The organism is Aquabacterium sp. (assembly GCF_036279655.1).
Taxonomy (GTDB): domain Bacteria; phylum Pseudomonadota; class Gammaproteobacteria; order Burkholderiales; family Burkholderiaceae_C; genus Aquabacterium.
Map to the genome: position 1 here is coordinate 26454 of NZ_DASUIT010000048.1, position 23801 is coordinate 50254.

The following is a 23801-nucleotide window of genomic DNA, read 5'->3' on the forward strand; positions in this document are numbered from 1 at the left end:
CTGGGTGAGGTAGCCATAGGACAGGGGAGCGCGGACGATGGTGAATCAAGGCCCGCTAGCGCGGGCTACGAGCTGCTCTAGCGGTGGCTTGACTCTTGCGTACGTGATGCTGGCCATGTCGGCCAACTGCCCTTTGCCTCACCATGCCCGTCACCACGCTCGAAACCACCTCATCTTCCAGAGTCCACCTCATTGGTGGAGAGAAAGGCGGTGTAGGCAAGTCCATGGTCTCGCGCCTGCTGGCGCAGTACTTCATCGACCAGCATCTGCCTTTTGTGGGCTTTGACACGGATCGATCGCATGGCGCCTTGATGCGCTTTTACGCCGATTACGCATCACCCGTCGTGGTGGATCGCTACGAGGCGCTGGATCAGATCATCGAAAGCGCGGTCGAGCAGCCCGGTCGCCGGGTGCTGGTGGACCTGGCGGCCCAGACGCATGCGCCACTGCTTGAGTGGATGGATGACTCGGGCGTGCTCGACATGGCCGATGTGTCGGGCTTTTCACTGTGTTACTGGCATGTGATGGACGCCGGGCGTGACTCGGTGGACCTGCTCACCCGCCTGCTCGATCGCTTTGGTGGGCGCTTGCGCTATGTCCTGGTGCTCAATCAACTGCGGGGAGATGACTTCAGCATGCTGGAGAAGTCCGGGCAACTGGCCCGCGCTCAGGCTCTGGGCGCCACCGTCATCACGATCAAGCGGCTGCACGAGGCTGCAGTGCAGAAGATCGATGAGAGCAGCAGCAGCTTCTGGGCGGCCAAGAGCGATGGGGCCGGTGCAGGGTTGGGCATGATGGACCGCCAGCGCGTCAAGATGTGGCTTGGCCACGCCTTTGCGGAGATTGCCAAGGCGGAGGCCTGAGTGCCGTGTCGCCAAGGAGGCGAATCAAGGGCAGGCACAAAAAAGCCGGACAGGGCTGTCCGGCTGGGTTCACGCCAGGCACTGCCCGGCATGCTGGGCTCAGCCTTGACGGCGGCGGCGAGCGAAGGCCAGGGTGGCCAGGCCTGCGCCGACCAGGGCCAGCGAACCGGGCTCGGGGACGGCGGAGGTGGTGAACTCCAGGTTGTCTAGCAAGATGCCGTCGCCAGTGATGTTCTGGACTTGGAAGATCTCAATGCGCTTGATCAGCGAGGCGGATGCACCCACGGTGTAGAACTCGCCCACACCCACATTGGAGCCGAACACCTGAGACGTGCTCACCAGGCTGCCGCCGGAGATGGCGTCATAGGCATTGATCTGCAGGCCGTTGGAGCCCACGTCGATGCCCACAATGCTCACCGAGGTGACGTTGCCGGAGAAGGTGGCGATCAGGGGGTTGCTGCTGAACCACTGGAAGCCGCCATCGGTGCTGCGGATGCCCAGGGGGTTGGACGAGCCAGGCAGGCCGAACGTGCTGGTCCATGAGGCGTTGGAGAAGGTCACGCCCTGAGCGGCGTAGAAGCTGCTCACGACAGCGCCATCGGTGCCATCGTTGAAGTCCACGGTGGTCGTGGCGGCTTGGGACATGGCCGGGCTCAGTGCCACGAAAGCGGCAATGGCAGCAATTTTCTTGATCATGTTGAATCCTCGAGTGGTTGATGGGTCAGCAAGGCTCGCCCAAGGATCCTTCGTGGACAACGCGTGGCGTGGACGGCAAGCCCGCGCCTGATCCCTGATCGTATTCAGCCTTGTAAAGGACTGTAAGTGGCTTGGCGCGATGCAGCCACCCCAAAGGCTAGGGGGGAATGCCCCCCTGAACAGTGGGTGCCGGCGCATGACTTAAAATCGACATCTTTCCCACTGTTGCCCTCACTCCTGCCCTTGAAAGGGGCCCGCTGCCACCATGGGACGCACCCTCTACGACAAGCTCTGGGACGAACACGTCGTCCACACCGAAGATGACGGCACCGCCGTGCTGTACATCGACCGTCAACTGCTGCATGAAGTGACCAGCCCCCAGGCGTTTGAAGGCCTGGACATCGCTGGCCGCAAGCTGTGGCGCCTGTCGGCCAATCTGGCTGTGAGCGACCACAATGTGCCCACGACCGACCGCCGCGATGGCATCAAGGACCCGATCTCCAAGCTGCAGGTCGACACCCTGGACCAGAACTGCGATCGTTTCGGCATCACCCAGTTCAAGATGGGTGACAAGCGCCAGGGCATCGTGCACGTCATCGGCCCCGAGCAGGGCGCCACGCTGCCTGGCATGACCGTGGTCTGCGGCGACAGCCACACGTCCACGCATGGCGCCTTTGGCGCACTGGCTCATGGCATCGGCACCTCCGAGGTCGAGCACGTCATGGCCACGCAGACCCTGCTGGCCAAGAAGGCCAAGAACATGCTGGTCAAGGTCGAAGGCACCCTGGGCAAGGGCTGCACCGCCAAGGACATCGTGCTGGCCATCATCGGCAAGATCGGTACGGCCGGCGGCACGGGCTACACCATCGAGTTCGCTGGCAGCGCCATCCGTGCCCTGAGCATGGAAGGCCGCATGACGGTGTGCAACATGGCCATCGAAGGCGGCGCGCGCGCGGGCCTGGTGGCGGTGGACGACACCACCATCCAATACGTCAAGGGCCGCCCCTTCACGCCCACAGGCGTCGAGTGGGAGCAGGCCGTGGCCTACTGGCGCACCTTGCATTCCGATCCGGATGCGCACTGGGACGCCATCGTCGAACTCAACGCCGACGAGATTCAGCCCCAGGTCAGTTGGGGCACCTCGCCCGAGATGGTGGTGGGCGTCAATGACCGCGTGCCCGATCCGGACAAGGAAAAGGACCCCGTCAAGCGCTCGGCCATGGAGCGGGCACTGACTTACATGGCGCTGGAGCCCAACAAGGCCATCAGCGACATCCGTATCGACAAGGTCTTCATCGGTTCGTGCACCAACTCGCGCATCGAAGACATGCGCGCGGCGGCCGAGGTGGTCAAGCACATCGGGGGGCGCATTGCGTCCAACGTGAAGCTGGCGCTGGTCGTGCCGGGCTCCGGTCTGGTCAAGGAGCAGGCCGAGCGTGAAGGTCTGGACCAGATCTTCAAGGCGGCTGGCTTTGAATGGCGTGAGCCGGGGTGCTCCATGTGCCTGGCCATGAACGCCGATCGTCTCGAGCCCGGTGAGCGCTGTGCGTCCACCAGCAACCGCAACTTCGAAGGCCGTCAGGGCGCGGGTGGCCGCACCCACCTGGTGAGCCCCTCGATGGCCGCCGCTGCAGCGATGCAGGGCCATTTTGTCGACGTGCGTCGCATTTCCTGAACCACCGTATCAACCCTGTTGGAGAACTCTCATGAAGCGTATCGTTTTTCTGATGGCCGCTGTTGCCGTGGTGGCCCTGACCGGTTGCAACACCATGCACGGCATGGGTCAGGACATCCAGAAGGCCGGAGACGCGATCTCCGGTGCGTCGAAGAAGTAATCACACCATGCAAGCCTTTCGCATCCACAAGGGGCTGGTCGCTCCGATGGACCGGGAAAACGTCGACACCGACGCCATCATCCCGAAGCAGTACCTGAAGTCCATCAAGCGCACCGGTTTTGGCCCCAATCTGTTCGATGAGTGGCGCTACCTGGACGCGGGCGAGCCCGGCCAGGACCCCGCCACGCGCAAGCCCAACCCGGATTTCGTGCTCAACCAGGAGCGCTATCAGGGCGCCTCGATCCTGCTGGCCCGCAAGAACTTCGGTTGTGGCTCCAGTCGTGAGCATGCGCCCTGGGCGCTGGATCAGTACGGTTTCCGCGCCGTGATCGCCCCCAGCTTCGCCGACATCTTCTTCAACAACTGCTTCAAGAACGGCCTGCTGCCCATCCAGCTCTCCGAGCCGCAAGTCGACAAGCTGTTCAATGAAGTGTTTGCCTTTCCTGGCTACCAGCTCACCATCGATCTGGAAAAGCAGGTCGTGATCACGGCGGACGGCAGCGAGCTGCCCTTTGACGTGCAGCCTTTCCGCAAGTTCTGCCTGCTCAACGGCTTTGACGACATCGGTCTGACCCTGCGTCATGCCGACAAGATCAAGGCCTTCGAGGCCGAGCGCCTGGCCCAGAAGCCCTGGTTGAACCACCGCATTGTTTGAACTGAGTATTTCCCATGGTCATGAAGATTGCTGTGTTGCCGGGTGACGGCATTGGTTCCGAAATCGTCACGGAGGCGGTCAAGGTCCTTCAGGTCCTGGACCTGCCTTTCGAGATGGAGGAAGCCAAGGTCGGCGGTGCCGCGTACGACGCGCACGGTCACCCGCTGCCCGAGCACACCCTGAAGCTGGCCATGGAGTCCGACGCCGTGCTGTTCGGTGCGGTGGGTGACTGGAAGTACGACAAGCTGGACCGCCCCCTGCGTCCCGAGCAGGCCATCCTGGGCCTGCGCAAGAACATGGGCCTGTTCGCCAATTTCCGCCCGGCCATCTGCTATCCGCAACTGACCCATGCGTCCAGCCTCAAGCCCGAGCTGGTGGCGGGTCTGGACATCCTCATCATCCGAGAGCTGACCGGCGACGTGTACTTCGGTCAGCCCCGCGGCCGCCGTGAGGCACCCGATGGCGAGTTCAAAGGCGCGCAAGAGGGCTTTGACACCATGCGCTATTCGCGCCCGGAGATCGAGCGCATCGCCCACGTGGCCTTCCAGGCGGCCCGCAAGCGCAACAAGCGTGTCACCAGCGTGGACAAGGCCAATGTGCTGGAGACCTTCCAGTTCTGGAAGGACGTGGTCACCGAGGTGCATGCCCAGTATCCCGACATCGAGCTGGATCACATGTACGTGGACAACGCCGCGATGCAACTGGTCAAGGCGCCCAAGAAGTTCGACGTGCTCTTCACCGGCAATCTGTTTGGCGACATCCTCTCGGACGCTGCGGCCATGCTGACGGGCTCGATCGGCATGCTGCCTTCGGCCTCGCTGAACGCCAAGGGCCAGGGCCTGTACGAGCCCAGCCATGGCTCGGCCCCGGACATCGCCGGCAAAGGCGTGGCCAACCCCCTGGCCACCATCCTGAGCGCGGCCATGATGCTGCGCTTCAGCCTGAACCAGGAAGAGGCTGCTGGCCGCATCGAGCGCGCTGTGCAGAGCGTGCTGGAGCAGGGCCTGCGCACGCCCGACATTTACAGCGAAGGCACGACCAAGGTCGGCACCGCCCAGATGGGCGAGGCCGTGGTGGCCGCGCTCAAGGCGCAATAAGGCGCCCCCGAGCGTCCCCCAAGAACACCCCTGAGGCACATAGATAAGGACACATGATGGCAACGAAATTGGTTGGTCTGGTCGGTTGGCGCGGCATGGTCGGCTCGGTCCTGATGGACCGCATGCAGGCCGAGGGCGATTTCGCCCTGATCGAGCCTTTGTTCTTCTCCACCTCGAACGCGGGCGGCAAGGCCCCGTCGATGGCCAAGAACGAAACCACGCTGCAAGACGCCTACAACATCGACGCGCTCAAGCGCTGCGACATCATCATCACCGCCCAGGGGGGTGACTACACGACCGAGGTCTTCCCCAAGCTGCGCGCGGCCGGCTGGAATGGCCACTGGATCGATGCCGCCTCGACCCTGCGCATGAAAGATGACGCCGTGATCGTGCTCGATCCCGTCAACATGCCGGTGATCAAGAACTCGCTGGCCAGCGGCGGCAAGAACTGGATCGGCGGCAACTGCACGGTCAGCTGCATGCTGATCGGCGTGGGGGCCCTGTACAAGGCCGGCCTGGTCGAGTGGATGTCCACGCAGACCTACCAGGCCGCATCGGGTGGCGGCGCGCAGCACATGCGCGAGCTGCTGACCCAGTTCGGCACCCTGAACGCCGAAGTGCGCTCGCTGCTGGACGACCCCAAGAGCGCCATCCTGGAGATCGATCGCAAGATCATCGCCAAGCAGCGCTCGCTGACCGAAGCCGAGACCGCCAACTTTGGCGTGCCCCTGGGTGGCTCCCTGATCCCCTGGATCGACAAGGATCTGGGCAATGGCCAGTCCAAGGAAGAGTGGAAGGGCATGGCCGAAACCAACAAGATCCTGGGGCAGGGCGAGGGCTTTGGTTCGCCTGCCGTGCCGGTCGATGGTTTCTGTGTCCGCATCGGTGCCATGCGCTGCCACAGCCAGGCCCTGACCTTCAAGCTCAAGAAGGACGTGCCTGTGGCCGAGATCGAGGCCATGATCGCTGCCGACAACCCTTGGGCCAAGGTGGTGCCCAACACCCGCGAGGCCTCCATCCGTGACCTCACGCCGGTGGCCGTGACCGGCACGCTGACCATTCCCGTGGGGCGTGTGCGCAAGCTGGCCATGGGCCCCGAGTACGTCGGTGCATTCACCATTGGTGACCAGTTGCTGTGGGGCGCGGCAGAACCTCTGCGCCGCATGCTGCGCATCTTGCTGGACGCCTGAACGGCGCGCTGAAACAAGTTGTGACGGTGGCATGTTGCCGTGGGGCGACAATGGCCGCCTGTGGGCTCCTGTAGTTAGGGGTGACAGCCTCGCAAATCACTGATCAGTATTTGCGTGAGCTTGTCACCCTATCTGCTTGATGCTATTGTGATTTCTTCTATCGTCTAGCGTCGCGGGCCTTTGTACCCCTCGGGCTGAGACGACTCGGGGGACGCTTTGAAAGATCGATCGTTGTCTGCGGGGGCTGAACCCTCGCCATCTGGCTTGCCGTTCACTGTGAAAAAGGTCGCCCTTGCTGCGGCCTTTTCTGCCTTGTCGCTGGCACCTGCTGCATCCTGGGCTCTGGGCCTGGGGCGGCTGAATGTCCAGTCGGCGCTGGGTGAACCGCTGCGAGCGGAAATCGACATCACCAGCATCACGGCGGACGAGGCTTCGTCCTTGCAAGCCCGCGTGGCCAGTCCGGAGACCTACCGGGCAGCCGGGGTGGACTTCAACCCGGTGCTGGGCGCAACCAACATCACCCTGCAACGCCGGGCCGATGGCCGCTCCTACCTGCGCCTGAGCAGCGATCGGGCCGTGTCCGAGCCCTTCGTGGATGCCATTCTGGATCTGGCCTGGTCGTCGGGGCGTCTGGTGCGTGAGTACACGCTGCTGTTCGATCCTCCCGTGCCGCGAGCCAACACTGCGCCGGCGATGACGGCGCCTGTCATGGACGCACCGCCTGCACCGGCACCCGCCCCCGCACCTGTGGCGGCTCCGGTTCCTGCACCTGCCCCTTCACCTGCCGTGGCGCCGGCCCCGGCTCCCGTGGCTGCACCGGTCCGGGCGCCACAGCGCCCGGTGGCCAAGCCCGCGCCGGCGGCTTCCGTGGCGTCGGCACCGGTCAAGGCCGCTGCCCCCGCACCTGCACCGGCGCCCAAGCCCGCTGTCGTGCCGGCGTCAGCGCCCATGAGCGATGCGCAAGGCCGTTCGGTCCGTGTGCGTCCGGGTGATTCCCTGTCTCAGATCGCCGAGCGCACCTTGACCCCCGGCGTGGCCCTGGATCAGATGATCGTGGGTCTGTACCGCTCCAACCCCCAGGCTTTTGTGGGCGACAACATGAACCGCCTCAAGTCCGGGGTGGTCCTCAATGTGCCCGACGCCGACAAGGCCAAGTCGGTGTCTCCGGCCGAAGCCCGCCAGGTCATCATCGCGCAGAGCGCCGATTTCGCCGCATTCCGTCAGCGCATGGCTGCTGGCGTGACCGAGTCGGTGGCCCCGACGCAGCAGCGTCAGGCTGCCGGCAAGGTCGAGGCCGAGGTGCAGGACCGCAAGCAGGCCGCTGCGCCGACGCCAGACAAGCTGACCCTGAGCAAGGGTGGCATGGCAACGGGCAAGCAGCCTGGCGCTGAAGATCAACTGGCCAAGGACCGTGCCAAGAAGGACAGCGGTACCCGTGTGGCCGAGTTGTCGCGCAACCTGGATGATCTGCGCAAGCTCAAGGAACAGGTCAAGCCGGCTCCGGCTCCTGCGCCCGTGGTGGCGCCCAAGCCGGCACCTGCGCCGGTCGTTGCGTCCAAGCCCGCGCCTACGCCGGCGCCGGTGCCCAAGCCTGCGCCAGTCCCGCCACCCGCGCCGGTGGTGAAGCCTGCGCCTTCACCCGCGCCAGCGCCCATCCCCGCGCCAGTTCCCGCTCCGGCTCCGGCTCCGGTGCCACCGTCGGCACCCGCCTCGCTGCCAGCGTCCGAGCCAGCCATGGCTGCCTCCGGTGCGGCCACCGTGGTGGCCGATGCGGCTTCGCTGCCTGTGGCATCGGCACCCGAGGCGATCGTGCCAACGCTGCCCAAGCCGGTCCAGATCCCTGTGCCTGAGCCCGAACCCGAGACTCCTGGCTTCTTCGACTCGGTCAACCCGGCTTTGCTGGCAGGTGCCGGTGCCGTGGTGGCGGCCATCGCCGGTCTGGGTCTGTACCTGCGCTCGCGTCGCCGTCCGGATGGTGCAGAGACCTCCTTCCTGGAAAGCCGTCTGCAGCCCGATTCCTTCTTCGGTGCCAGCGGCGGTCAACGCGTGGACACACGCGATGCGACCGGTGGTCCGTCGTCCATGAGCTATTCGCTCAGCCAGCTCGATGCCATTGGCGATGTCGATCCCGTGGCGGAGGCCGATGTCTATCTGGCCTATGGCCGTGACCTGCAGGCCGAGGAAATCCTCAAGGAAGCTCTGCGCAGCAACCCGGATCGCCTGGCCATCCGAACCAAGCTGCTGGAGGTCTATGCCAAGCGTCGTGACACCAAGGGCTTTGAGCAGTTGGCCACGCAGCTCTATGCACTGACCTCCGGTCAGGGCGAAGAGTGGTTGCATGCCCAGGAAATGGGCTTGAGCATCGATCCCGAGAACCCGCTGTATCAACCTGGCGGTCAGCCAGTGTCCAGCATGACGCCCGAGCCGGCCTACCAGGAGCCTCTGGGTGCCAGCACGGTGCCGGTCTCCGAGATGCCGCCATTGCATGCCATGGAGCCTGTGCCGCAGCCTGCACCGGCTGAGGACATGGATCTGGATCTGGACATCTCCGTGCCCGCAGCGCTGGATGAGGCCCCGATCTCGGCGCCGCAACCGGCTGACGATCTGGGAGATCTGCCACCTCTGGAGATGCCGGCCGAAGTGGCCGCACCTGTGCCTGCCGCCTCACCGGATCTGTCCCTGGACTTTGATCTGCCGCCTGTGGAGGCTCCGGCCCCCGCGCCGGCCCCTGCACCTGCACCCGTGGCGCCGGAGCCGCCGGCTTTCGACATGTCCAGCATCAGCCTGGACCTGGACGAACCGGTAGCGGCACCCGCACCGGCTGCCGCCGCAGCCGCGGAGCTCGAACTGCCCGCAGTGGATGATCCGTTCGCTGATGCGGGCGTGTCGGTCGACGAAGCGGCCGATCCGCTGGCGCGCAAGCTGGAGCTGGCTGAAGAGTTCCGCCACATCGGTGATGTGGACGGTGCGCGCGAGTTGCTGCAAGAGGTCATCGCCACGGCCGAAGGCGCCACCCGAGCCAAGGCACAAGCCATGCTTGACAATCTGAGCTGATGTCCCAAGGGATGTTGGATGCCTCTGCGGGCGCTGCGACGCCCGCGCCGAGGGCGACCCGCCGGGTCGCCCTTGGCGTTTCTTATCGAGGCACGGCGTATCGGGGCTGGCAGAGCCAGAGCGACGGCCGCACGGTGCAGGACGCGCTGGAGCGGGCCCTGAGTGCGTTCGCGGCCCAGCCGGTGTCGGTGATGTGCGCAGGGCGAACCGATGCCGGTGTGCATGGCATCAACCAGGTGGTGCACCTGGACACCCCGCTGGCGCGCGAGCCCTTTTCCTGGGTGCGAGGCACCAATGCCTTTCTGCCGCCCGATATCGCCGTGCAATGGGCGGTCGAGGTGGACGATCGCTTCCACGCCCGCAACAGCGCCCAGGGGCGCCGATATGCCTACATCCTGCTGCAGGCTCCTGTGCGGCCCGCCCTGGAATCCGGGCAGGTGGGCTGGGTGTTCAAGCCGCTGGATCTGGCGGCGATGCAGGAGGCGGCGGCCATGCTGATCGGCGAGCACGATTTCAGCAGCTTCCGCTCGTCTCAGTGTCAGTCACCCACGCCGGTCAAGTTGCTGCGCGAGATCCGCATCACGCGTGGGCCCGACCCGCGGCGACCGGTGGTGCCTTCCTCTCCGGACGCGGCGCAGCCCGATGTGTGCCCGCCGGTCGGCTCGGGGCCCATGGCGGCTCTGGGAGGGCAGGGCGTGTACTGGCGTTTCGATTTCGAAGGGCAGGCCTTTTTGCACCACATGATCCGCAACATCATGGGCTGCCTGATCGCGGTCGGTTCGGGTACGCGCTCGCCCGACTGGATGCGCCAGGTGCTGGAGGCTCGGCGCCGTGAGGTGGCGGCACCCACCTTTGCTGCGGATGGCCTGTATTTCCTGGGGCCGCGCTATGACCCTGCCTGGGGATTGCCCAACGTCACCCCGGCGCTGGGCTGCTTGCCGGTTTTTTGAGACAATCTGACGTGTCTCTACTGTTGGTGTGCCTGTCCACGCCATCATCGCCCGGATGTCTCTCCCGCCCGATCACCGCACCCGCATCAAGATTTGCGGACTCACCCGCGAAGCCGATGTGGATGCCGCCGTGTCTGCGGGCGCCGACGCCCTGGGTTTTGTGCTTTATGAAAAAAGCCCCCGTTTCGTGAGCGCTGCCCGTGCCGCAGACCTCGCGAAACGCCTTCCACCCTTTGTCACTCCTGTGCTTTTGCTGGTGAACGCCTCGGACGAGGCCGTTCAGGCAGCGCGCCAGGCGGTGCCCCAGGGGGTGCTGCAGTTCCACGGTGACGAGACGCCCGAGCAGTGTCGGCGCGGCGGTCAGGCCTATCTGCGGGCGGCGCGCATGGCCCCCGGTTTCGATTTGTTAAACTTCAGCCAGCAGTTCCCGGACGCCCAGGCCATGCTGGTCGATGCCCATGTCGACGGCTACGGTGGCGGCGGGAAGGTGTTCGACTGGTCCTTGTTGCCCCGGCAACTGCCCCTGCCGATGATCCTGTCGGGCGGGCTGCACCCCGGCAATGTCACCGAGGGCGTGATTCAGGTGCGCCCCTGGGGGGTGGATGTGAGTTCCGGCGTCGAGGCAGGCAAGGGGCTCAAGGATGCGGCGCTGATGCGCCAGTTTTGTCAGGCCGTGCGGGCGGCCGATCAGCGCTGTGCTGAGTTGGCGATGCTCCGCGCGGATCAAGATTCCAAAGATCAACCACATGTTGAAATACGACCAGCCTGACGCTCGCGGCCACTTCGGCCCTTATGGCGGCACCTTCGTGTCCGAGACGCTGATCCATGCGCTCGATGAACTCAAGAACGCCTATGAGCACTACCGTCACGACCCGGAGTTCATCGCCGAGTTCAAGAAGGAGTTGGCAGACTTTGTGGGGCGCCCCAGCCCGATCTACCACGCCGAGCGCCTGAGCCGTGAACTGGGCGGCGCCCAGATCTACCTCAAGCGTGAAGACCTCAATCACACGGGCGCGCACAAGGTCAACAACACCATCGGTCAGGCCCTGCTGGCCAAGCGCATGGGCAAGCCCCGCGTGATCGCCGAAACCGGTGCGGGCCAGCATGGGGTGGCCACGGCGACCATCTGTGCCCGCTACGGCATGGAGTGCGTGGTCTACATGGGCAGCGAGGACGTCAAGCGCCAGTCGCCCAATGTCTACCGCATGCACTTGCTGGGCGCCAAGGTTGTGCCGGTCGAATCTGGCAGCAAGACCCTCAAGGACGCGCTCAACGAAGCGATGCGTGACTGGGTCACCAACGTCGAGAACACCTTCTACATCATCGGCACGGTGGCGGGCCCCTCGCCGTACCCCGCCATGGTGCGCGACTTCCAGAGCATCATCGGTCAGGAGTGCCTGCAGCAGATGCCCGTGAAGATCGGCCGTCAACCCGATGCCGTCATTGCCTGCGTGGGGGGTGGCAGCAATGCCATGGGCATCTTCTATCCCTACATCCCGCACGAGAACGTGCGCCTGATCGGTGTCGAGGCTGCGGGCGAGGGCGCGGCCAGCGGCAAGCATTCGATGTCGCTGCAACTGGGCACGCCCGGCGTGCTGCATGGCAACCGCACCTACCTGCTGCAGGACGAGAACGGCCAGATCACCGAAACGCATTCGGTCTCCGCCGGTCTGGATTACCCCGGCGTGGGCCCCGAGCACGCCTACCTCAAGGACATCGGCCGTGCGGAGTATGTCGGCATCACCGACAAGGAGGCCCTGGAGGCCTTCCACCGCCTGTGCCGTACCGAAGGCATCATCCCCGCGCTGGAGTCCAGCCATGCCGTGGCTCACGCCATGAAACTGGCGGCCACCATGCGCCCGGATCAGCACATCCTGGTCAACTTGTCCGGTCGTGGTGACAAGGACATCGGCACCGTGGCCGATCTGACCGGCGCCGAGTTCTTCTGCCGCCCCTCCTGCCGTGGGCAGTCCGTCAAAGGGGGCCTGTGAAATGAGCGCGAACCGCATCGACACCGCCCTGGCGGCCCTGGGCGCGGCAGGCCGCAAGGCCCTGATCCCCTTCATCACCTGTGGTGACCCCTATCCTGACCTGACCCCCGAGCTGATGTGGGCCATGGCCGATGCCGGCGCCGACGTGATCGAGCTGGGCGTGCCCTTCTCCGATCCCATGGCCGATGGCCCGGTGATCCAGCGTGCCGCCGAGCGGGCGCTGACCCATGGCATTTCGCTGGCCGACGTGCTCAAGGACGTCAAGCGTTTTCGCACACGCAACAGCCAGACCCCCGTGGTGCTGATGGGTTATGCCAACCCGATCGAGCATTACGACCAGCGCCATGGTGCCGATGCCTTCGTGCGCGATGCACAGGCCGCCGGCGTGGACGGTGTGCTGGTGGTGGACTATCCGCCCGAAGAGTGCGAGGTTTTTGCTGCGGCGATGAAGGCCCACAATCTGGCCCCCATCTTCCTGCTGGCCCCCACCTCCTCAGAGGAGCGCATGGCCGCCGTCGGTCGTGTGGCCGCCGGGTATGTCTACTACGTCTCGCTCAAGGGCGTGACGGGGGCGGGCCACCTGGACACGGATGCCGTGGCCCGGATGGTGCCCTTGATCAAGAAGCACGTTCACATTCCCGTGGGCGTGGGTTTCGGCATCCGTGATGCCGAGACGGCCAAGGCGGTGGCGGCGGTGTCCGACGCTGTCGTGATCGGCTCCCGCATCGTGCAATTGCTGGAAGAGCAGTCGCGTGATACCGTGGTGCCTGCGGCCGGACGTTTCATTGCCGACATCCGGTCGGCGCTCGATTCCCTGAAAGGAGCCTGAGCATGAGTTGGCTTGAGAAACTGCTCCCCCCCAAGATCCAGCCCACCGATCCGGCCGAGCGCCGCACGGTGCCCGAGGGTCTGTGGACCAAATGCCCAACCTGCGAGACCGTGCTCTACAAGAACGATCTGCAGGCCAACCTCAATGTCTGTCCCAAGTGCGGTCACCACAACCGCATCGGCGCGCGGGCCCGTCTGGATGCCTTCCTGGATGCCGAAGGCCGCTTCGAGATCGGTCAGGAAGTCCTGCCGGTCGATGCCCTCAAGTTCCGCGACAGCAAGAAGTACCCCGATCGCCTCAAGCAGGCCATGGAAGCCACCGGCGAGACCGATGCGCTGATCGTCATGGGGGGCTCGGTGCATGGCATCGCCCTGGTGGCGGCCTGTTTCGAGTTCGACTTCATGGGCGGCTCCATGGGCTCGGTCGTGGGTGAGCGCTTCGTGCGCGGCGTCGAGATGGCCGTGGACCAGAAGACGCCCTTTGTGTCCTTCACTGCCACGGGCGGCGCGCGCATGCAGGAAGGCCTGTTGAGCCTGATGCAGATGGCCAAGACCAATGCGGCCCTGACGCGCCTGGCCAAGGCCAAATTGCCTTACATCAGCGTGCTGACCGATCCCACCATGGGTGGGGTGTCGGCCAGTTTCGCGTTTGTCGGGGATGTCGTGATCGCCGAGCCCAAGGCCCTGGTCGGGTTTGCCGGCCCCCGCGTGATCGAGAACACCGTGCGCGAGAAGCTGCCTGAGGGCTTCCAGCGGGCCGAGTTCCTGATGCAGCAAGGGGCCATCGACATGATCATCGATCGTCGCGAGATGCGCCTGGCCGTCGCGCGCCAGTTGGCCATGTTGCTGCGCCAACCCGCTGACGCCCTGGTCTGACCCGCAGGGCTCGCGCCACCTCCGACACGGGCTGCTCCAGGGCAGCCCGTGATGCTTTCCAGCCCCCCTTCTGTCTTGATCCTTGGACCCCATGAGTTCACGTTTTGCCTCCCTCGCACAATGGCTCAGCCATTGCGAACGACTGCACACCACCGAGATCGAGCTGGGCCTGGCCCGCGTGGCCGAGGTCTGGCAGCGCATGGGCGTTCGCCTGGGCACCCCCATGGGACAGGACGAAGCAGGCGAGGGCCCCGTGGTGTTCACCGTGGCGGGCACCAATGGCAAGGGCTCGACCTGCGCCATGCTCGAGCGCATCTTGCTGTCGGCGGGTTACCGCACGGGGGTCTACGGATCGCCCCACCTGGTGCATTTCGAGGAGCGTTGCCGCCTCCATGGCGAGCTCATCCGTGCCGAGGCCCTGCTGCCGCATTTCGAAGCGGTCGAGCAGGCACGGGGCGGCACGCCCCTGACCTATTTCGAGTTCACGACCCTGGCCATCCTGTCGGCCATGGCGCAGGCCGATCTGGATGCCGTCATCCTCGAAGTGGGGCTGGGTGGGCGCCTGGATGCGGTCAACATCATCGACACCGATTGCGCCATCATCACCAGCATCGATCTGGACCACATGGACTACCTGGGCCCGGACCGCGAGGCCATCGGCCGCGAGAAGGCGGGCATCATGCGCGCGGGCCGCACGGCGGTGGTGTCCGATCCGCAGCCGCCGCGCAGCGTGGTCGAGCATGCCGAGGCCCTGGGGGCGGATCTCTGGCTTTTCGGGCGCGACCACAACTACGCGGGTGATCGTCAGCAGTGGTCCTGGGGCGGGCGCAGCAAGCGTTTCAACAGCATGGGCTACCCCTCGCTGCGGGGCGCCAATCAGTTGCTCAACGCCTCGGGCGTGCTGGCAGCACTGGAGTCGCAGCGGGTGCGCCTGCCCGTGTCGGCGCAGGCTGTGCGCACGGGGCTGGCCACGGTGGAGTTGCCCGGGCGCTTCCAGATCGTGCCGGGGCAGCCCACCTTGATCCTGGACGTGGCCCACAACCCCCATGCGGCGGCCACCCTGGCCGTCAATCTGGATCAGATGGGCTTTTTCCCGCGCACCCATGTGGTCTGGGGGGCCATGGCCGACAAGGACATGGCGGGCATGGTCGAGAAACTGCGCCTGCTGGTCGATGCCTGGTATTGCTGTGATCTGCCCACACCCCGCGCGGCGTCGGCGGTGCAACTGGCTGATATCGTGCAGGCGGTGAGCGCCCAGCCGGGGCCTGCGACCGCGCCCAAGCCTGCCATCAGCACCCACCCTGATCCCATGGCTGCGCTGCATGCGGCACTCGCTGCGGCGGACCCGGCAGATAGAATCCTGGTTTTCGGTTCGTTTTTCACCGTGGGCGGTGTGTTGCACGAGGGCTTGCCCCGTCTCAATGCGCCCCACATGCCGAGCGACGCCGCCCAGGACTGAAGCGTTTGCTGTTGCCTCAGACCGCCCCGCCACCGATCACTTGTTGACACCCGCCGAGCATGCCGCTGCCCAACTTCCTCCAGCGCTTCCGATCCGGTGCACCGGTTCCACCGCCGGCGCCACTGTCATCTGCGGACATCGAGCAGGCCCGCGTCCGGGCGCGCCGACGCATGATCGGCATGGCCGTGCTGGTGGGCGTGGGTGTGATCGGCTTCCCCTGGTTGTTCGAAACACAGCCGCGCCCCCTGTCGCATGACGTGCAGGTGGTCAGTGCGGCTGCGTCGGCACCGGTGGCCGCCGTGAGCCCGTCCGCCGTGACCCGTGAGACCCGTGTGGCCGTGGTGGAGCCGCAGCGTCCTCCCGTCGTGGTGGTTCCCGAGCAGGCAGACGCCGAGGAGGTGATCGCATCCCGCCCCGAGATCGCACCTGAAGCGCGTCCACCGGTGGTCGCCAGGCCGGTCGAGGTCAAGCCGGTGATCGTGCCCAAACCGGCACCCGTGCTGCCTCGTCCGGCGCAGGCCAAGGCGTCGGCGCCCGTCAAGGTCGCGGTGGTGCCCAAGCCGGTACCCAAGCCGCCAGCCAAGCCTGAAGCAGTGACCAAGGCGGTGGCCTCCAAACCGGTGGTGGCGCCCGCCAAGCCCGTGGCTGTGGCCAAGGCGCCTGTCAAGCCCGAGGCCAAGCCGGCCGAGGCCAAGGCGGATCCCAAAGCCACGCCAGACACCCGCTACATCGTCCAGGTGGGGGCCTTCAGTGATGGCCCCTCGGCGCACACGGCCCGCATGAAGGTCGAGCGTCTGGGCATCAAGACTTACACCCAGGCGGTGGACACGCCAGCGGGCAAGAAGATCCGTGTGCGCATCGGCCCCTACGCCTCCAAGGCCGAGGCGGACAAGGCCATGGCCACCCTGCGCAAGGCAGGCGTCGTGGGTAACTTGCTGACCCTGTGATTGCTGTGGACACCGGAGTTCAAGAGGCAGCCGCTCAGGCCTGGTCCATCGTGGACCTGGTGCTGGGCATCGGGCTGCTCTTGTCGATGCTGGTGGGCGTGTGGCGCGGCTTGTTGCGAGAAGTGCTCTCCCTGATGGGGTGGGGCGTGGCCTATTTTTCTGCCCAGTGGTGGGGCCCCGAGGCGGGGGCCTGGGTGCCGGTGGGCGAGCCTGGCACGCGCGTGAATGCGCTTGCGGGCATGATGGTGGTGTTTGTGGCGGTCTGGCTGGGTTGGGCGGTGCTGTCCTGGGCGGTGCGAGAGATCGTGCGTGCTTCGGGTCTGAGTGGTGCCGACCGCCTGCTGGGCGCCGTGTTCGGATTGATGCGCGGCATGCTGGTGGCCCTGGTGGTCTTCACCCTGGTCAGCATGACGCCCATGACCCAATGGGCCCCCTGGCAGGCCTCTCGGGCGGTGCCCTGGTTGCGCGTCGTGCTTGACGCGCTGAGGCCGGTCTTGCCAGACGAGGTGGTCGAGCTGTTGCCCAAGGCGGCCTGATCTTTTTTGAAGTTGTGAACAAGAGGTGATTTCATGTGCGGCATCGTTGGTGTGATTTCCAAGACGCCCGTCAACCAGCTGATCTATGACGCGCTGTTGCTGCTGCAGCATCGTGGTCAGGATGCGGCCGGTATCGTGACGGCCGGTCCCGATGCGAACGGACGCAAGTTTTTCATGCACAAGGCCCGTGGCATGGTCAAGGACGTGTTCCGCACCCGCGATATGCGGGCCTTGCCCGGCACGGTGGGCCTGGGCCAGGTGCGCTACCCCACGGCGGGCAATGCCTTCAACGAGGAAGAGGCACAGCCCTTCTACGTGAATGCACCGTTCGGTCTGGTGCTGGTGCATAACGGCAACCTGACCAACGCCCACGCCCTGCGTGAAGATCTGTTCGCCATCGATCGCCGCCACCTCAACACCGACAGCGACACCGAGGTGCTGCTCAATGTGTTCGCCCATGAACTGGAGCTGGCTGGCCGTGAGCTGCCGCTGACGCCCGCAGCCGTCTTTGCGGCCGTGCGCGCTGTCAACAAGCGCATCAAGGGCTCCTATGCCGTGATCTGCCTGATCGCCGGTTACGGCATGGTGGCCTTCCGCGACCCCTACGGCATCCGGCCGCTGTGCTACGGCGAGGCCGATCTGCCCGAGGGCCGCGAGGTCATGGTGGCCAGTGAGTCCGTGGCCCTGGAGGGCACGAGCCACCACTTCGTGCGCGATGTGCAGCCGGGTGAGGCCTTGTTCATCGACCTCGACGGCGTCGTGCATGCCGAGCAGTGCGCCGACAACGCCGTGCTCAACCCCTGCATGTTCGAGTACGTCTACCTGGCTCGCCCCGACTCGGTCATCGATGGCGTCTCCGTCTACCAGGCGCGTCTGGAGATGGGCGAAACCCTGGCGCAGCGCGTGGTCTCGACCATGCCCCCGTCCGAGATCGACGTGGTCATCCCCATCCCCGAATCCAGCCGTCCCTCGGCCATGCAACTGGCACAGAAGCTGGGCAAGCCCTACCGTGAAGGCTTCGTCAAGAATCGCTACGTGGGCCGCACCTTCATCATGCCGGGGCAGGGCGTGCGCAAGAAGTCCGTGCGCCAGAAGCTCAATGCCATCGGCATGGAGTTCAAGGGGCGCAATGTGCTGCTGGTCGATGACTCCATCGTGCGTGGCACCACCTCCAAGGAAATCGTGCAGATGGCCCGTGAGGCTGGCGCCAACAAGGTCTATCTGGCCTCGGCGGCCCCGCCGGTGCGCTTCCCCAATGTGTACGGCATCGACATGCCCACCAAGACCGAGCTGGTGGCCCATGGCCGCAGCAACGAAGACATTCGCAAGATCATCGGCTGTGACGCCCTGATCTACCAGGATGTGGACGCGATGAAGGGCGTGGTGGCCAAGCTCAACCCCAAGATCAAGGGTTTCGAGGCCTCCTGCTTTGACGGCGTGTATATCACCGGCGATGTGAGCGCCGAGGACTTCGCCGCCATCGAGTCCCAGCGCCTGACGCAAAAAGGCGAGGACGAGGCCAGCAACTCTCGACTGGCCTTGCAGAACAAGGCCGACTGAAGACACTGGAGGGCCCCATGGCCTCATCTGATTCCAAAAAGACACTGCCGCGCAAGGACCTGCCGCCCGATGCCCGCATCGAGACGCTGGCCGTGCGCGAGGGCCTGCCGGCCACGCAATGGGGTGAAAACTCCGAAGCCTTGTTTCTGACCAGCAGCTTCAACCACCCCGATGCGGCGACGGCCGCCGCCCGTTTTGCCAACGAAGAAGAGGCCTTTGTCTACTCGCGCTTCACCAACCCGACGACGATGATGTTCGAGCGTCGGCTGGCCGCGCTCGAAGGCACGGAAGCGGCCATCGCCACGGCCAGTGGCATGAGTGCCATCTTGCTGTTGCTGATGGGGCTGCTCAAGTCGGGTGACCATGTGGTGTGCTCGCACAGCGTGTTCGGCTCCACCATCTCCTTGCTGCAGAACCAGTTCGGCAAGTTTGGCGTGCAGGTCAGCTTCGTGTCGCAGACCGATGTGCAGCAATGGCGCGAGGCCATGCAGCCCAACACCCGGCTGCTGTTTGCCGAAACGCCGAGCAACCCGCTCACCGAGGTGTGCGACATCCGTGCTCTGGCCGACATCGCCCATGCCGGTGGCGCACTGCTGGCCGTGGACAACTGCTTTTGCACGCCGGCTTTGCAGCAGCCCGTCAAGCTGGGGGCCGACCTGATCGTGCATTCCGGCACCAAGTACCTGGACGGGCAGGGGCGGGTGCTGGCGGGGGCCGTCTGCGGCACCGATGCCATCATCAATGGCCCATTGATGACCACCTTGCGCGGGGCGGGCATGTCCTTGTCGCCCTTCAACGCCTGGGTGGTGCTCAAGGGCCTGGAGACCTTGGCCATCCGCATGGCGGCACAAAGCGCCAACACCCTGAAGCTGGCCCAGTGGCTGGAACAGCAGCCCACGGTCGACACCGTGTATTACCCGGGGCTGCCCAGCCACCCGCAGCACGATCTGGCCATGGCGCAGCAGAACGGCTCGGGGGGCGCGGTGCTGTCCTTCACCGTCAAGCCCGCGACGGGGTCTGTCACGGTGACCGGCCCCGCAGGGCTGGACGAGGCCGCACTGCGTCAGCGCCAGGCGGCCTTCCATGTGATCGACCAGACCCGTCTGTGCTCGATCACCTCGAACCTGGGTGACACCAAGACCCTGATCACCCATCCCTCCAGCACTTCCCACGGCCGCCTGTCCGAAGCGCAGCGTCTGGCCGCAGGCATCACCCAGGGCATGATCCGCGTGGCGGTCGGCCTGGAACACATTGACGACCTCAAGGCCGACCTGGCCCGTGGTCTGAACACCTTGAACGTATGAGCCAAGTTCGCACCCGCTTTGCCCCGTCTCCGACGGGCTTCATCCACCTGGGCAACATCCGCTCGGCCCTGTATCCCTGGGCCTTTGCGCGCGCCAACCAGGGCGTGTTTGTCCTGCGCATTGAGGACACCGATGTCGAGCGCTCCTCGCAAGAGGCGGTGGACGTCATCCTCGAGGGCATGAAGTGGCTCGGTCTGGACCATGACGAGGGCCCGTTCTACCAGATGCAGCGCATGGACCGCTACAAGGAGGTTCTGCAGCAGATGCTGGCGCAGGGCCTGGTCTACCCTTGCTACATGTCCACCACGGAGCTCGATGCCCTGCGTGAGCGACAGATGGCCAACAAGGAAAAGCCCCGCTACGACGGCACGTGGCGCCCCGAGCCCGGCAAGACGCTGCCGCCCGTGCCCGAAGGCGTCCAGCCCGTGCTGCGTTTCAAGAACCCGCAAGGGGGTTCGGTGGTGTGGGAAGACAAGGTCAAGGGCCGCATCGAGATCAGCAACAGCGAGCTCGATGACCTGGTGATTGCCCGCCCCGATGGCACGCCCACCTACAACTTCTGCGTGGTGGTGGATGACCTGGACATGCGCATCACCCACGTGATCCGTGGCGACGATCACGTCAACAACACGCCGCGCCAGATCAACATCTTCCGCGCCCTGGGCAAGGAGCCGCCGATCTACGCCCACCTGCCCACCGTGCTCAACGAGCAGGGCGAGAAGATGAGCAAGCGCCACGGCGCCAAGCCGGTCACTCAGTACCGCGATGAGGGCTATCTGGCCGATGCCATCGTGAACTATCTGGCGCGCCTGGGCTGGAGCCACGGTGATGACGAGATCTTCTCGCGCCAGCAACTGATCGAGTGGTTCAACCTGGACCACCTGGGCAGGAGCGCCGGTCAGTTCGACGAGGCCAAGCTGCGCTGGGTGGCCCAGCAGCACATGAAGACGGCCGACGATGCCCTGCTGTCCACCCTGGTGGTGCAGCAATGGCAGACCAGCGGCATCCAGGTGCCCGCCGACTTGCCGGGCAGCGACCGCCTCCAGGCCATGTGCGCCCTGTTCAAGGACCGCTGCGCCACCACGGTGGAACTGGCTGACTGGCTGGGCATGTATGTGGCCCCGGTGAGCGCTTCGGCCGATGAGCTGGCGGCCCAACTGAACGATGCCAATCGGCCCGCGGTGGCGGCGCTGGCCCAACGCCTGGCCACGGTGGCCTGGGACAAGGCGGCCATCGCGCAGGCCCTCAAGGAGACCCTGGCCGAGTTCGGCCTGAAGATGCCGCAAGTGGCCATCCCTGTGCGCCTGCTGGTGTGCGGCACGGCCCAGACACCGTCGGTGGATGCGGTGCTGGCCTTGTTTGATCGTGAGGCGGTGCTGGCGCGACTGAAGGGGTGAGGCAATATGGCCGGGATGTGCCCGATGGCTCCCCGCACAGGAGCTGAGCAGCGAACTTTTGCACAACTGAGTCGGGTAGATCAGTTTTTCCAGGGTTGTCAGGCGCCTGGCATGGGGGCTTATGCCATGAGCAACGGGCCCTCGTCATCGTTCGACATGTTCGCGACCCGGATCGACGACGAATATTTGCTGGACTACCCGGTCTTTTGCGCCCTGTTGCCTCAACTGGCGACCCAAGACCCTCAAGGTACGGCGCAATTGGTGGCCGAGTTCATGGGGGATCAGTTGCCCAAGGACGCAGGCAAGGCTGAGGCGGCCATCGATCGATTTTGGACCGCGGCCAAGGATGCTGCTTTTGGCTGGGGCAATTTGCCCGGTAATGTTGTCACATCGGCAGAGATGGCCTTGAGGGCTGCCTGGAAGGCGCAGATCCGCTTGATTCTGTCTGGCCTCGCAGCGGGGCGAGTCACTGGTTCAGTGAAATTGACACCTCACATTCGCCTTGAACCGTTCCGAATCGGGAAGGGCGGCGATTTGCGTAAAGGGGCCGCTATCAAGGTGCGCATCCAAGGTTTGCCGGTGCGTGTGATGCAATCATTGCCATCTTCTGTGGTGATGAAGGCGGGTGGCGGGTTCGGTTCCATGCGGGTGAGTCCGGCCAATACGCGGTCTGTCGTAGCCGCAAGCGATGTCCTGACCAACGCTCGTCGCCAGAGCTCAACCTTCCTGCGAGCCGCAGGAGCTCGAGGTGCGCCTGGTGTATTGGCATTTGGCCCGAGTGCAGTGATGGACCTGTATGACAACACATCACGCACCAGTGACGGCGTGTCAGTGAACTGGAAGGGGTTTGCGGTGAGTTCGGCCGCCAGTCAGTCTGGTAATGCTGTGGGATTTGCAGTCGGCGCTGGGGTCGCATGGGGGGTGGGTGCTGTGGGCGCGGTGGCATTGGCTGGTACCTTGCCGGTGCTGATCATTGGATTTGGCTTGGGCCTGGCCGCGCAGGTCGCCTGGAATTACTATGGCGCCGATCAAGCCTCAGCAGACTGGGTCAGGGGTCTTTTTGACTGAGGATCGCACGTGTTGACGCCATCCGACACCTTCAAGACGCTGCGGGGCGCTGCGTGGTTTGTGCCGATCCTGTCTGGGATCAGTGTCGTGCTGATGGTGACAGGGGCCCGAGGAGGCCTGGGTCCTGTGTCCTATTGGCTGTTGCCTTTGGTGTTGATCACCTGGCTTCTGGCTCAGGTGGCCATTTGGCTGTCGCTGTATGGCTCGCGCACGACCTTGGTGGCCGTGGCGGTGATGGTGTTGTGCTTCACACTGCCCTTCTCCCTGGCCATGTCGCCCATGCTGACCTATCCGGGAGACCTGTTCATCATGGGGGGAACGCTGGTCCTTCATCTCCTGGTGCTGGTGGTCTCAACGGCTTGGCGCCTGTGGCAGTTGCGTTCTCCTGTGGGGGATGGCGATGGCGTCCTTGAGTGGTTCATGTGCCGTATTCATCTGGGCCCCTGTCGCATCGAGCGGTCGATCAAGGTATCGGGTGCTGCGGGTGTCAGCGGTGCCTGGGTGGGGGCCTTGTCCGTGGCCAGCTATCCCTTGTTGAAGGCCTGGGTGGGCGACGGCGGGCTGCAGTTGTTTGCTTTCTGCTTCAGCCACGGAATGGCAGGGTGGCTGTATGTGAGTGTGCTGTCTCGCTGGTGGGCGCAAGCCTGGCAAGTGCGTGCCATCGAGCATCGGGAAGGTGTGTTGTTCGTCTCTGATCGCTTGGCGTGGCTGGAGGCACAGCGTCAGCAGTCGGCTTGGGGGCGTTTGCTGAGGCGGTTGTGGCCTTTGCCGACAGGGCTGGAGCTGGGCGAAGTGCTGGAAAGCCAGCAGCGCCCAGTCCATCGCCTCAGGCGCGCTCAGCACGCACGACAAAAGAAGCGTTAAAAAAACGCATCAGCTTGATCAAAGCTCAAAAGTCGGTATATACTCTTGGTCTCGCTTGAACGACGCTTTGTTTGAAACAACAGAGCAGCCGGGCAACCTGAAGGAAGCAATTCTTGAGGGGGTATAGCTCAGCTGGGAGAGCGCTTGCATGGCATGCAAGAGGTCAGCGGTTCGATCCCGCTTACCTCCACCAAGCAACCACAAGTTGCAGCGGTGGTCTGGTTGCAGAATGTTGCCGAGCACAGCGTCGATCGGGTTGGACAGAATTGATGTCTCCTTCGTCTAGAGGCCTAGGACACCACCCTTTCACGGTGGCTACAGGGGTTCGAATCCCCTAGGAGACGCCAAGTTTTGGCAGCACTTGGCTGGTCGCAAGACCAGCGCAGTTGTCAACCACTGCGGAGTGGTAGTTCAGTTGGTTAGAATACCGGCCTGTCACGCCGGGGGTCGCGGGTTCGAGTCCCGTCCACTCCGCCAAGCTCTTTATGGGCATTGCTGGTGACACAGCAATGCTGTTGATGGATCAAGTCTCGGTGCCAGTCTGGCGCCCCGAAGTGAGTCAGATCACGATGGGGGTATAGCTCAGCTGGGAGAGCGCTTGCATGGCATGCAAGAGGTCAGCGGTTCGATC

At 64.8% G+C, this 23801-nt stretch carries 21 protein-coding genes and 3 tRNA genes; 23 read left to right on the forward strand and 1 reads right to left on the reverse strand.

Features of this window, described 5'->3' with window-relative positions; genetic code table 11:
* Positions 1–143: 143 nt before the first annotated feature.
* Positions 144–863 (forward strand): mobilization protein, encoded by a 720-nt coding sequence (locus VFW84_RS05370; RefSeq protein ID WP_329679411.1) that lies wholly within the window; start codon positions 144–146, stop codon positions 861–863.
* Positions 864–962: 99 nt separating this feature from the next.
* On the opposite strand, the gene VFW84_RS05375 is transcribed toward VFW84_RS05370, so the two are convergent.
* The gene (locus VFW84_RS05375; RefSeq protein WP_329679412.1) at positions 963–1559 is read right to left on the reverse strand and encodes a PEP-CTERM sorting domain-containing protein; all 597 of its coding nucleotides are present in this window, start codon (positions 1557–1559) and stop codon (positions 963–965) included.
* A gap of 265 nt (positions 1560–1824) precedes the next feature.
* Here VFW84_RS05375 and leuC point away from each other — a divergent pair, with 265 nt between their 5' ends.
* The 22 genes from leuC (at position 1825) to VFW84_RS05485 (ending at position 23647) form a co-directional block, all read left to right on the forward strand.
* Positions 1825–3234, forward strand: a complete 1410-nt coding sequence (leuC, locus tag VFW84_RS05380; protein ID WP_329679413.1) for a 3-isopropylmalate dehydratase large subunit — start codon at positions 1825–1827, stop codon at positions 3232–3234.
* Positions 3235–3265: 31 nt separating this feature from the next.
* Complete coding sequence (locus VFW84_RS05385; protein WP_329679414.1) at positions 3266–3394, forward strand: entericidin A/B family lipoprotein; 129 nt, start codon at positions 3266–3268, stop codon at positions 3392–3394.
* Positions 3395–3401: 7 nt separating this feature from the next.
* Positions 3402–4049 carry a 3-isopropylmalate dehydratase small subunit gene (gene leuD, locus VFW84_RS05390; RefSeq protein WP_329679415.1) on the forward strand — a complete coding sequence of 216 codons (648 nt, stop codon included), beginning with the start codon at positions 3402–3404 and terminating at the stop codon, positions 4047–4049.
* Between the two features lie 20 nt (positions 4050–4069).
* Positions 4070–5146, forward strand: a complete 1077-nt coding sequence (gene leuB / locus VFW84_RS05395) for a 3-isopropylmalate dehydrogenase (RefSeq protein ID WP_329679432.1) — start codon at positions 4070–4072, stop codon at positions 5144–5146.
* A gap of 56 nt (positions 5147–5202) precedes the next feature.
* Positions 5203–6336, forward strand: coding sequence for an aspartate-semialdehyde dehydrogenase (gene asd / locus VFW84_RS05400; RefSeq protein ID WP_414638901.1), 1134 nt, complete (start codon positions 5203–5205; stop codon positions 6334–6336).
* 276 nt (positions 6337–6612) lie between these two features.
* Complete coding sequence (locus tag VFW84_RS05405; RefSeq protein WP_329679417.1) at positions 6613–9390, forward strand: FimV/HubP family polar landmark protein; 2778 nt, start codon at positions 6613–6615, stop codon at positions 9388–9390.
* A gap of 11 nt (positions 9391–9401) precedes the next feature.
* The gene (gene truA, locus VFW84_RS05410; protein WP_329679433.1) at positions 9402–10340 is read left to right on the forward strand and encodes a tRNA pseudouridine(38-40) synthase TruA; all 939 of its coding nucleotides are present in this window, start codon (positions 9402–9404) and stop codon (positions 10338–10340) included.
* A 55-nt stretch (positions 10341–10395) separates the two neighbouring features.
* A complete protein-coding gene (locus tag VFW84_RS05415; RefSeq protein WP_329679418.1) occupies positions 10396–11109 on the forward strand; it encodes a phosphoribosylanthranilate isomerase in 714 nt (237 codons plus the stop codon).
* Entirely contained in the window at positions 11087–12331 is a 1245-nt protein-coding gene (trpB, locus tag VFW84_RS05420) for a tryptophan synthase subunit beta (RefSeq protein WP_329679419.1), read from the forward strand. Before VFW84_RS05415 ends, trpB begins: the two co-directional genes overlap by 23 nt.
* Position 12332: 1 nt before the next feature.
* Entirely contained in the window at positions 12333–13160 is an 828-nt protein-coding gene (gene trpA, locus VFW84_RS05425; RefSeq protein WP_329679420.1) for a tryptophan synthase subunit alpha, read from the forward strand.
* Between the two features lie 2 nt (positions 13161–13162).
* A complete protein-coding gene (gene accD, locus VFW84_RS05430) occupies positions 13163–14035 on the forward strand; it encodes an acetyl-CoA carboxylase, carboxyltransferase subunit beta (protein ID WP_329679421.1) in 873 nt (290 codons plus the stop codon).
* Between the two features lie 91 nt (positions 14036–14126).
* Positions 14127–15494 (forward strand): bifunctional tetrahydrofolate synthase/dihydrofolate synthase, encoded by a 1368-nt coding sequence (folC, locus tag VFW84_RS05435; RefSeq protein ID WP_329679422.1) that lies wholly within the window; start codon positions 14127–14129, stop codon positions 15492–15494.
* Between the two features lie 59 nt (positions 15495–15553).
* Entirely contained in the window at positions 15554–16441 is an 888-nt protein-coding gene (locus VFW84_RS05440) for an SPOR domain-containing protein (protein WP_329679423.1), read from the forward strand.
* A 5-nt stretch (positions 16442–16446) separates the two neighbouring features.
* Positions 16447–16977 (forward strand): CvpA family protein, encoded by a 531-nt coding sequence (locus VFW84_RS05445; protein WP_329679424.1) that lies wholly within the window; start codon positions 16447–16449, stop codon positions 16975–16977.
* Positions 16978–17010: 33 nt separating this feature from the next.
* Positions 17011–18537 carry an amidophosphoribosyltransferase gene (purF, locus tag VFW84_RS05450; RefSeq protein WP_329679425.1) on the forward strand — a complete coding sequence of 509 codons (1527 nt, stop codon included), beginning with the start codon at positions 17011–17013 and terminating at the stop codon, positions 18535–18537.
* Between the two features lie 17 nt (positions 18538–18554).
* Complete coding sequence (locus VFW84_RS05455; RefSeq protein ID WP_329679426.1) at positions 18555–19841, forward strand: O-succinylhomoserine sulfhydrylase; 1287 nt, start codon at positions 18555–18557, stop codon at positions 19839–19841.
* Entirely contained in the window at positions 19838–21238 is a 1401-nt protein-coding gene (gene gltX, locus VFW84_RS05460) for a glutamate--tRNA ligase (RefSeq protein ID WP_329679427.1), read from the forward strand. Before VFW84_RS05455 ends, gltX begins: the two co-directional genes overlap by 4 nt.
* Positions 21239–21364: 126 nt before the next feature.
* Positions 21365–22306 (forward strand): hypothetical protein, encoded by a 942-nt coding sequence (locus tag VFW84_RS05465; RefSeq protein ID WP_329679428.1) that lies wholly within the window; start codon positions 21365–21367, stop codon positions 22304–22306.
* Positions 22307–22315: 9 nt separating this feature from the next.
* Positions 22316–23170 (forward strand): hypothetical protein, encoded by an 855-nt coding sequence (locus VFW84_RS05470; RefSeq protein WP_329679429.1) that lies wholly within the window; start codon positions 22316–22318, stop codon positions 23168–23170.
* 117 nt (positions 23171–23287) lie between these two features.
* Positions 23288–23363 (forward strand) — tRNA-Ala (locus tag VFW84_RS05475).
* 78 nt (positions 23364–23441) lie between these two features.
* Positions 23442–23517: transfer RNA gene (locus VFW84_RS05480), tRNA-Glu, on the forward strand.
* A 53-nt stretch (positions 23518–23570) separates the two neighbouring features.
* A tRNA-Asp gene (locus tag VFW84_RS05485) sits at positions 23571–23647 on the forward strand.
* The last annotated feature ends 154 nt before the right edge of the window (positions 23648–23801 follow it).

What these genes read in the sequence shown, in the direction of transcription:
- leuB (WP_329679432.1), top strand. Translation starts at nt 4,070, where the DNA reads ATGAAGATTGCTGTGTTGCCGGGTGACGGCATTGGTTCCGAAATCGTC.
- trpB (WP_329679419.1), top strand. Translation starts at nt 11,087, where the DNA reads ATGTTGAAATACGACCAGCCTGACGCTCGCGGCCACTTCGGCCCTTAT.
- VFW84_RS05385 (WP_329679414.1), top strand. Translation starts at nt 3,266, where the DNA reads ATGAAGCGTATCGTTTTTCTGATGGCCGCTGTTGCCGTGGTGGCCCTG.
- truA (WP_329679433.1), top strand. Translation starts at nt 9,402, where the DNA reads ATGTTGGATGCCTCTGCGGGCGCTGCGACGCCCGCGCCGAGGGCGACC.
- folC (WP_329679422.1), top strand. Translation starts at nt 14,127, where the DNA reads ATGAGTTCACGTTTTGCCTCCCTCGCACAATGGCTCAGCCATTGCGAA.
- VFW84_RS05455 (WP_329679426.1), top strand. Translation starts at nt 18,555, where the DNA reads ATGGCCTCATCTGATTCCAAAAAGACACTGCCGCGCAAGGACCTGCCG.
- purF (WP_329679425.1), top strand. Translation starts at nt 17,011, where the DNA reads ATGTGCGGCATCGTTGGTGTGATTTCCAAGACGCCCGTCAACCAGCTG.
- VFW84_RS05370 (WP_329679411.1), top strand. Translation starts at nt 144, where the DNA reads ATGCCCGTCACCACGCTCGAAACCACCTCATCTTCCAGAGTCCACCTC.
- leuD (WP_329679415.1), top strand. Translation starts at nt 3,402, where the DNA reads ATGCAAGCCTTTCGCATCCACAAGGGGCTGGTCGCTCCGATGGACCGG.
- asd (WP_414638901.1), top strand. Translation starts at nt 5,203, where the DNA reads ATGGCAACGAAATTGGTTGGTCTGGTCGGTTGGCGCGGCATGGTCGGC.
- trpA (WP_329679420.1), top strand. Translation starts at nt 12,333, where the DNA reads ATGAGCGCGAACCGCATCGACACCGCCCTGGCGGCCCTGGGCGCGGCA.
- VFW84_RS05465 (WP_329679428.1), top strand. Translation starts at nt 21,365, where the DNA reads ATGAGCAACGGGCCCTCGTCATCGTTCGACATGTTCGCGACCCGGATC.
- VFW84_RS05415 (WP_329679418.1), top strand. Translation starts at nt 10,396, where the DNA reads ATGTCTCTCCCGCCCGATCACCGCACCCGCATCAAGATTTGCGGACTC.
- VFW84_RS05440 (WP_329679423.1), top strand. Translation starts at nt 15,554, where the DNA reads ATGCCGCTGCCCAACTTCCTCCAGCGCTTCCGATCCGGTGCACCGGTT.
- VFW84_RS05375 (WP_329679412.1), bottom strand. Translation starts at nt 1,559, where the DNA reads ATGATCAAGAAAATTGCTGCCATTGCCGCTTTCGTGGCACTGAGCCCG.
- gltX (WP_329679427.1), top strand. Translation starts at nt 19,838, where the DNA reads ATGAGCCAAGTTCGCACCCGCTTTGCCCCGTCTCCGACGGGCTTCATC.
- accD (WP_329679421.1), top strand. Translation starts at nt 13,163, where the DNA reads ATGAGTTGGCTTGAGAAACTGCTCCCCCCCAAGATCCAGCCCACCGAT.
- leuC (WP_329679413.1), top strand. Translation starts at nt 1,825, where the DNA reads ATGGGACGCACCCTCTACGACAAGCTCTGGGACGAACACGTCGTCCAC.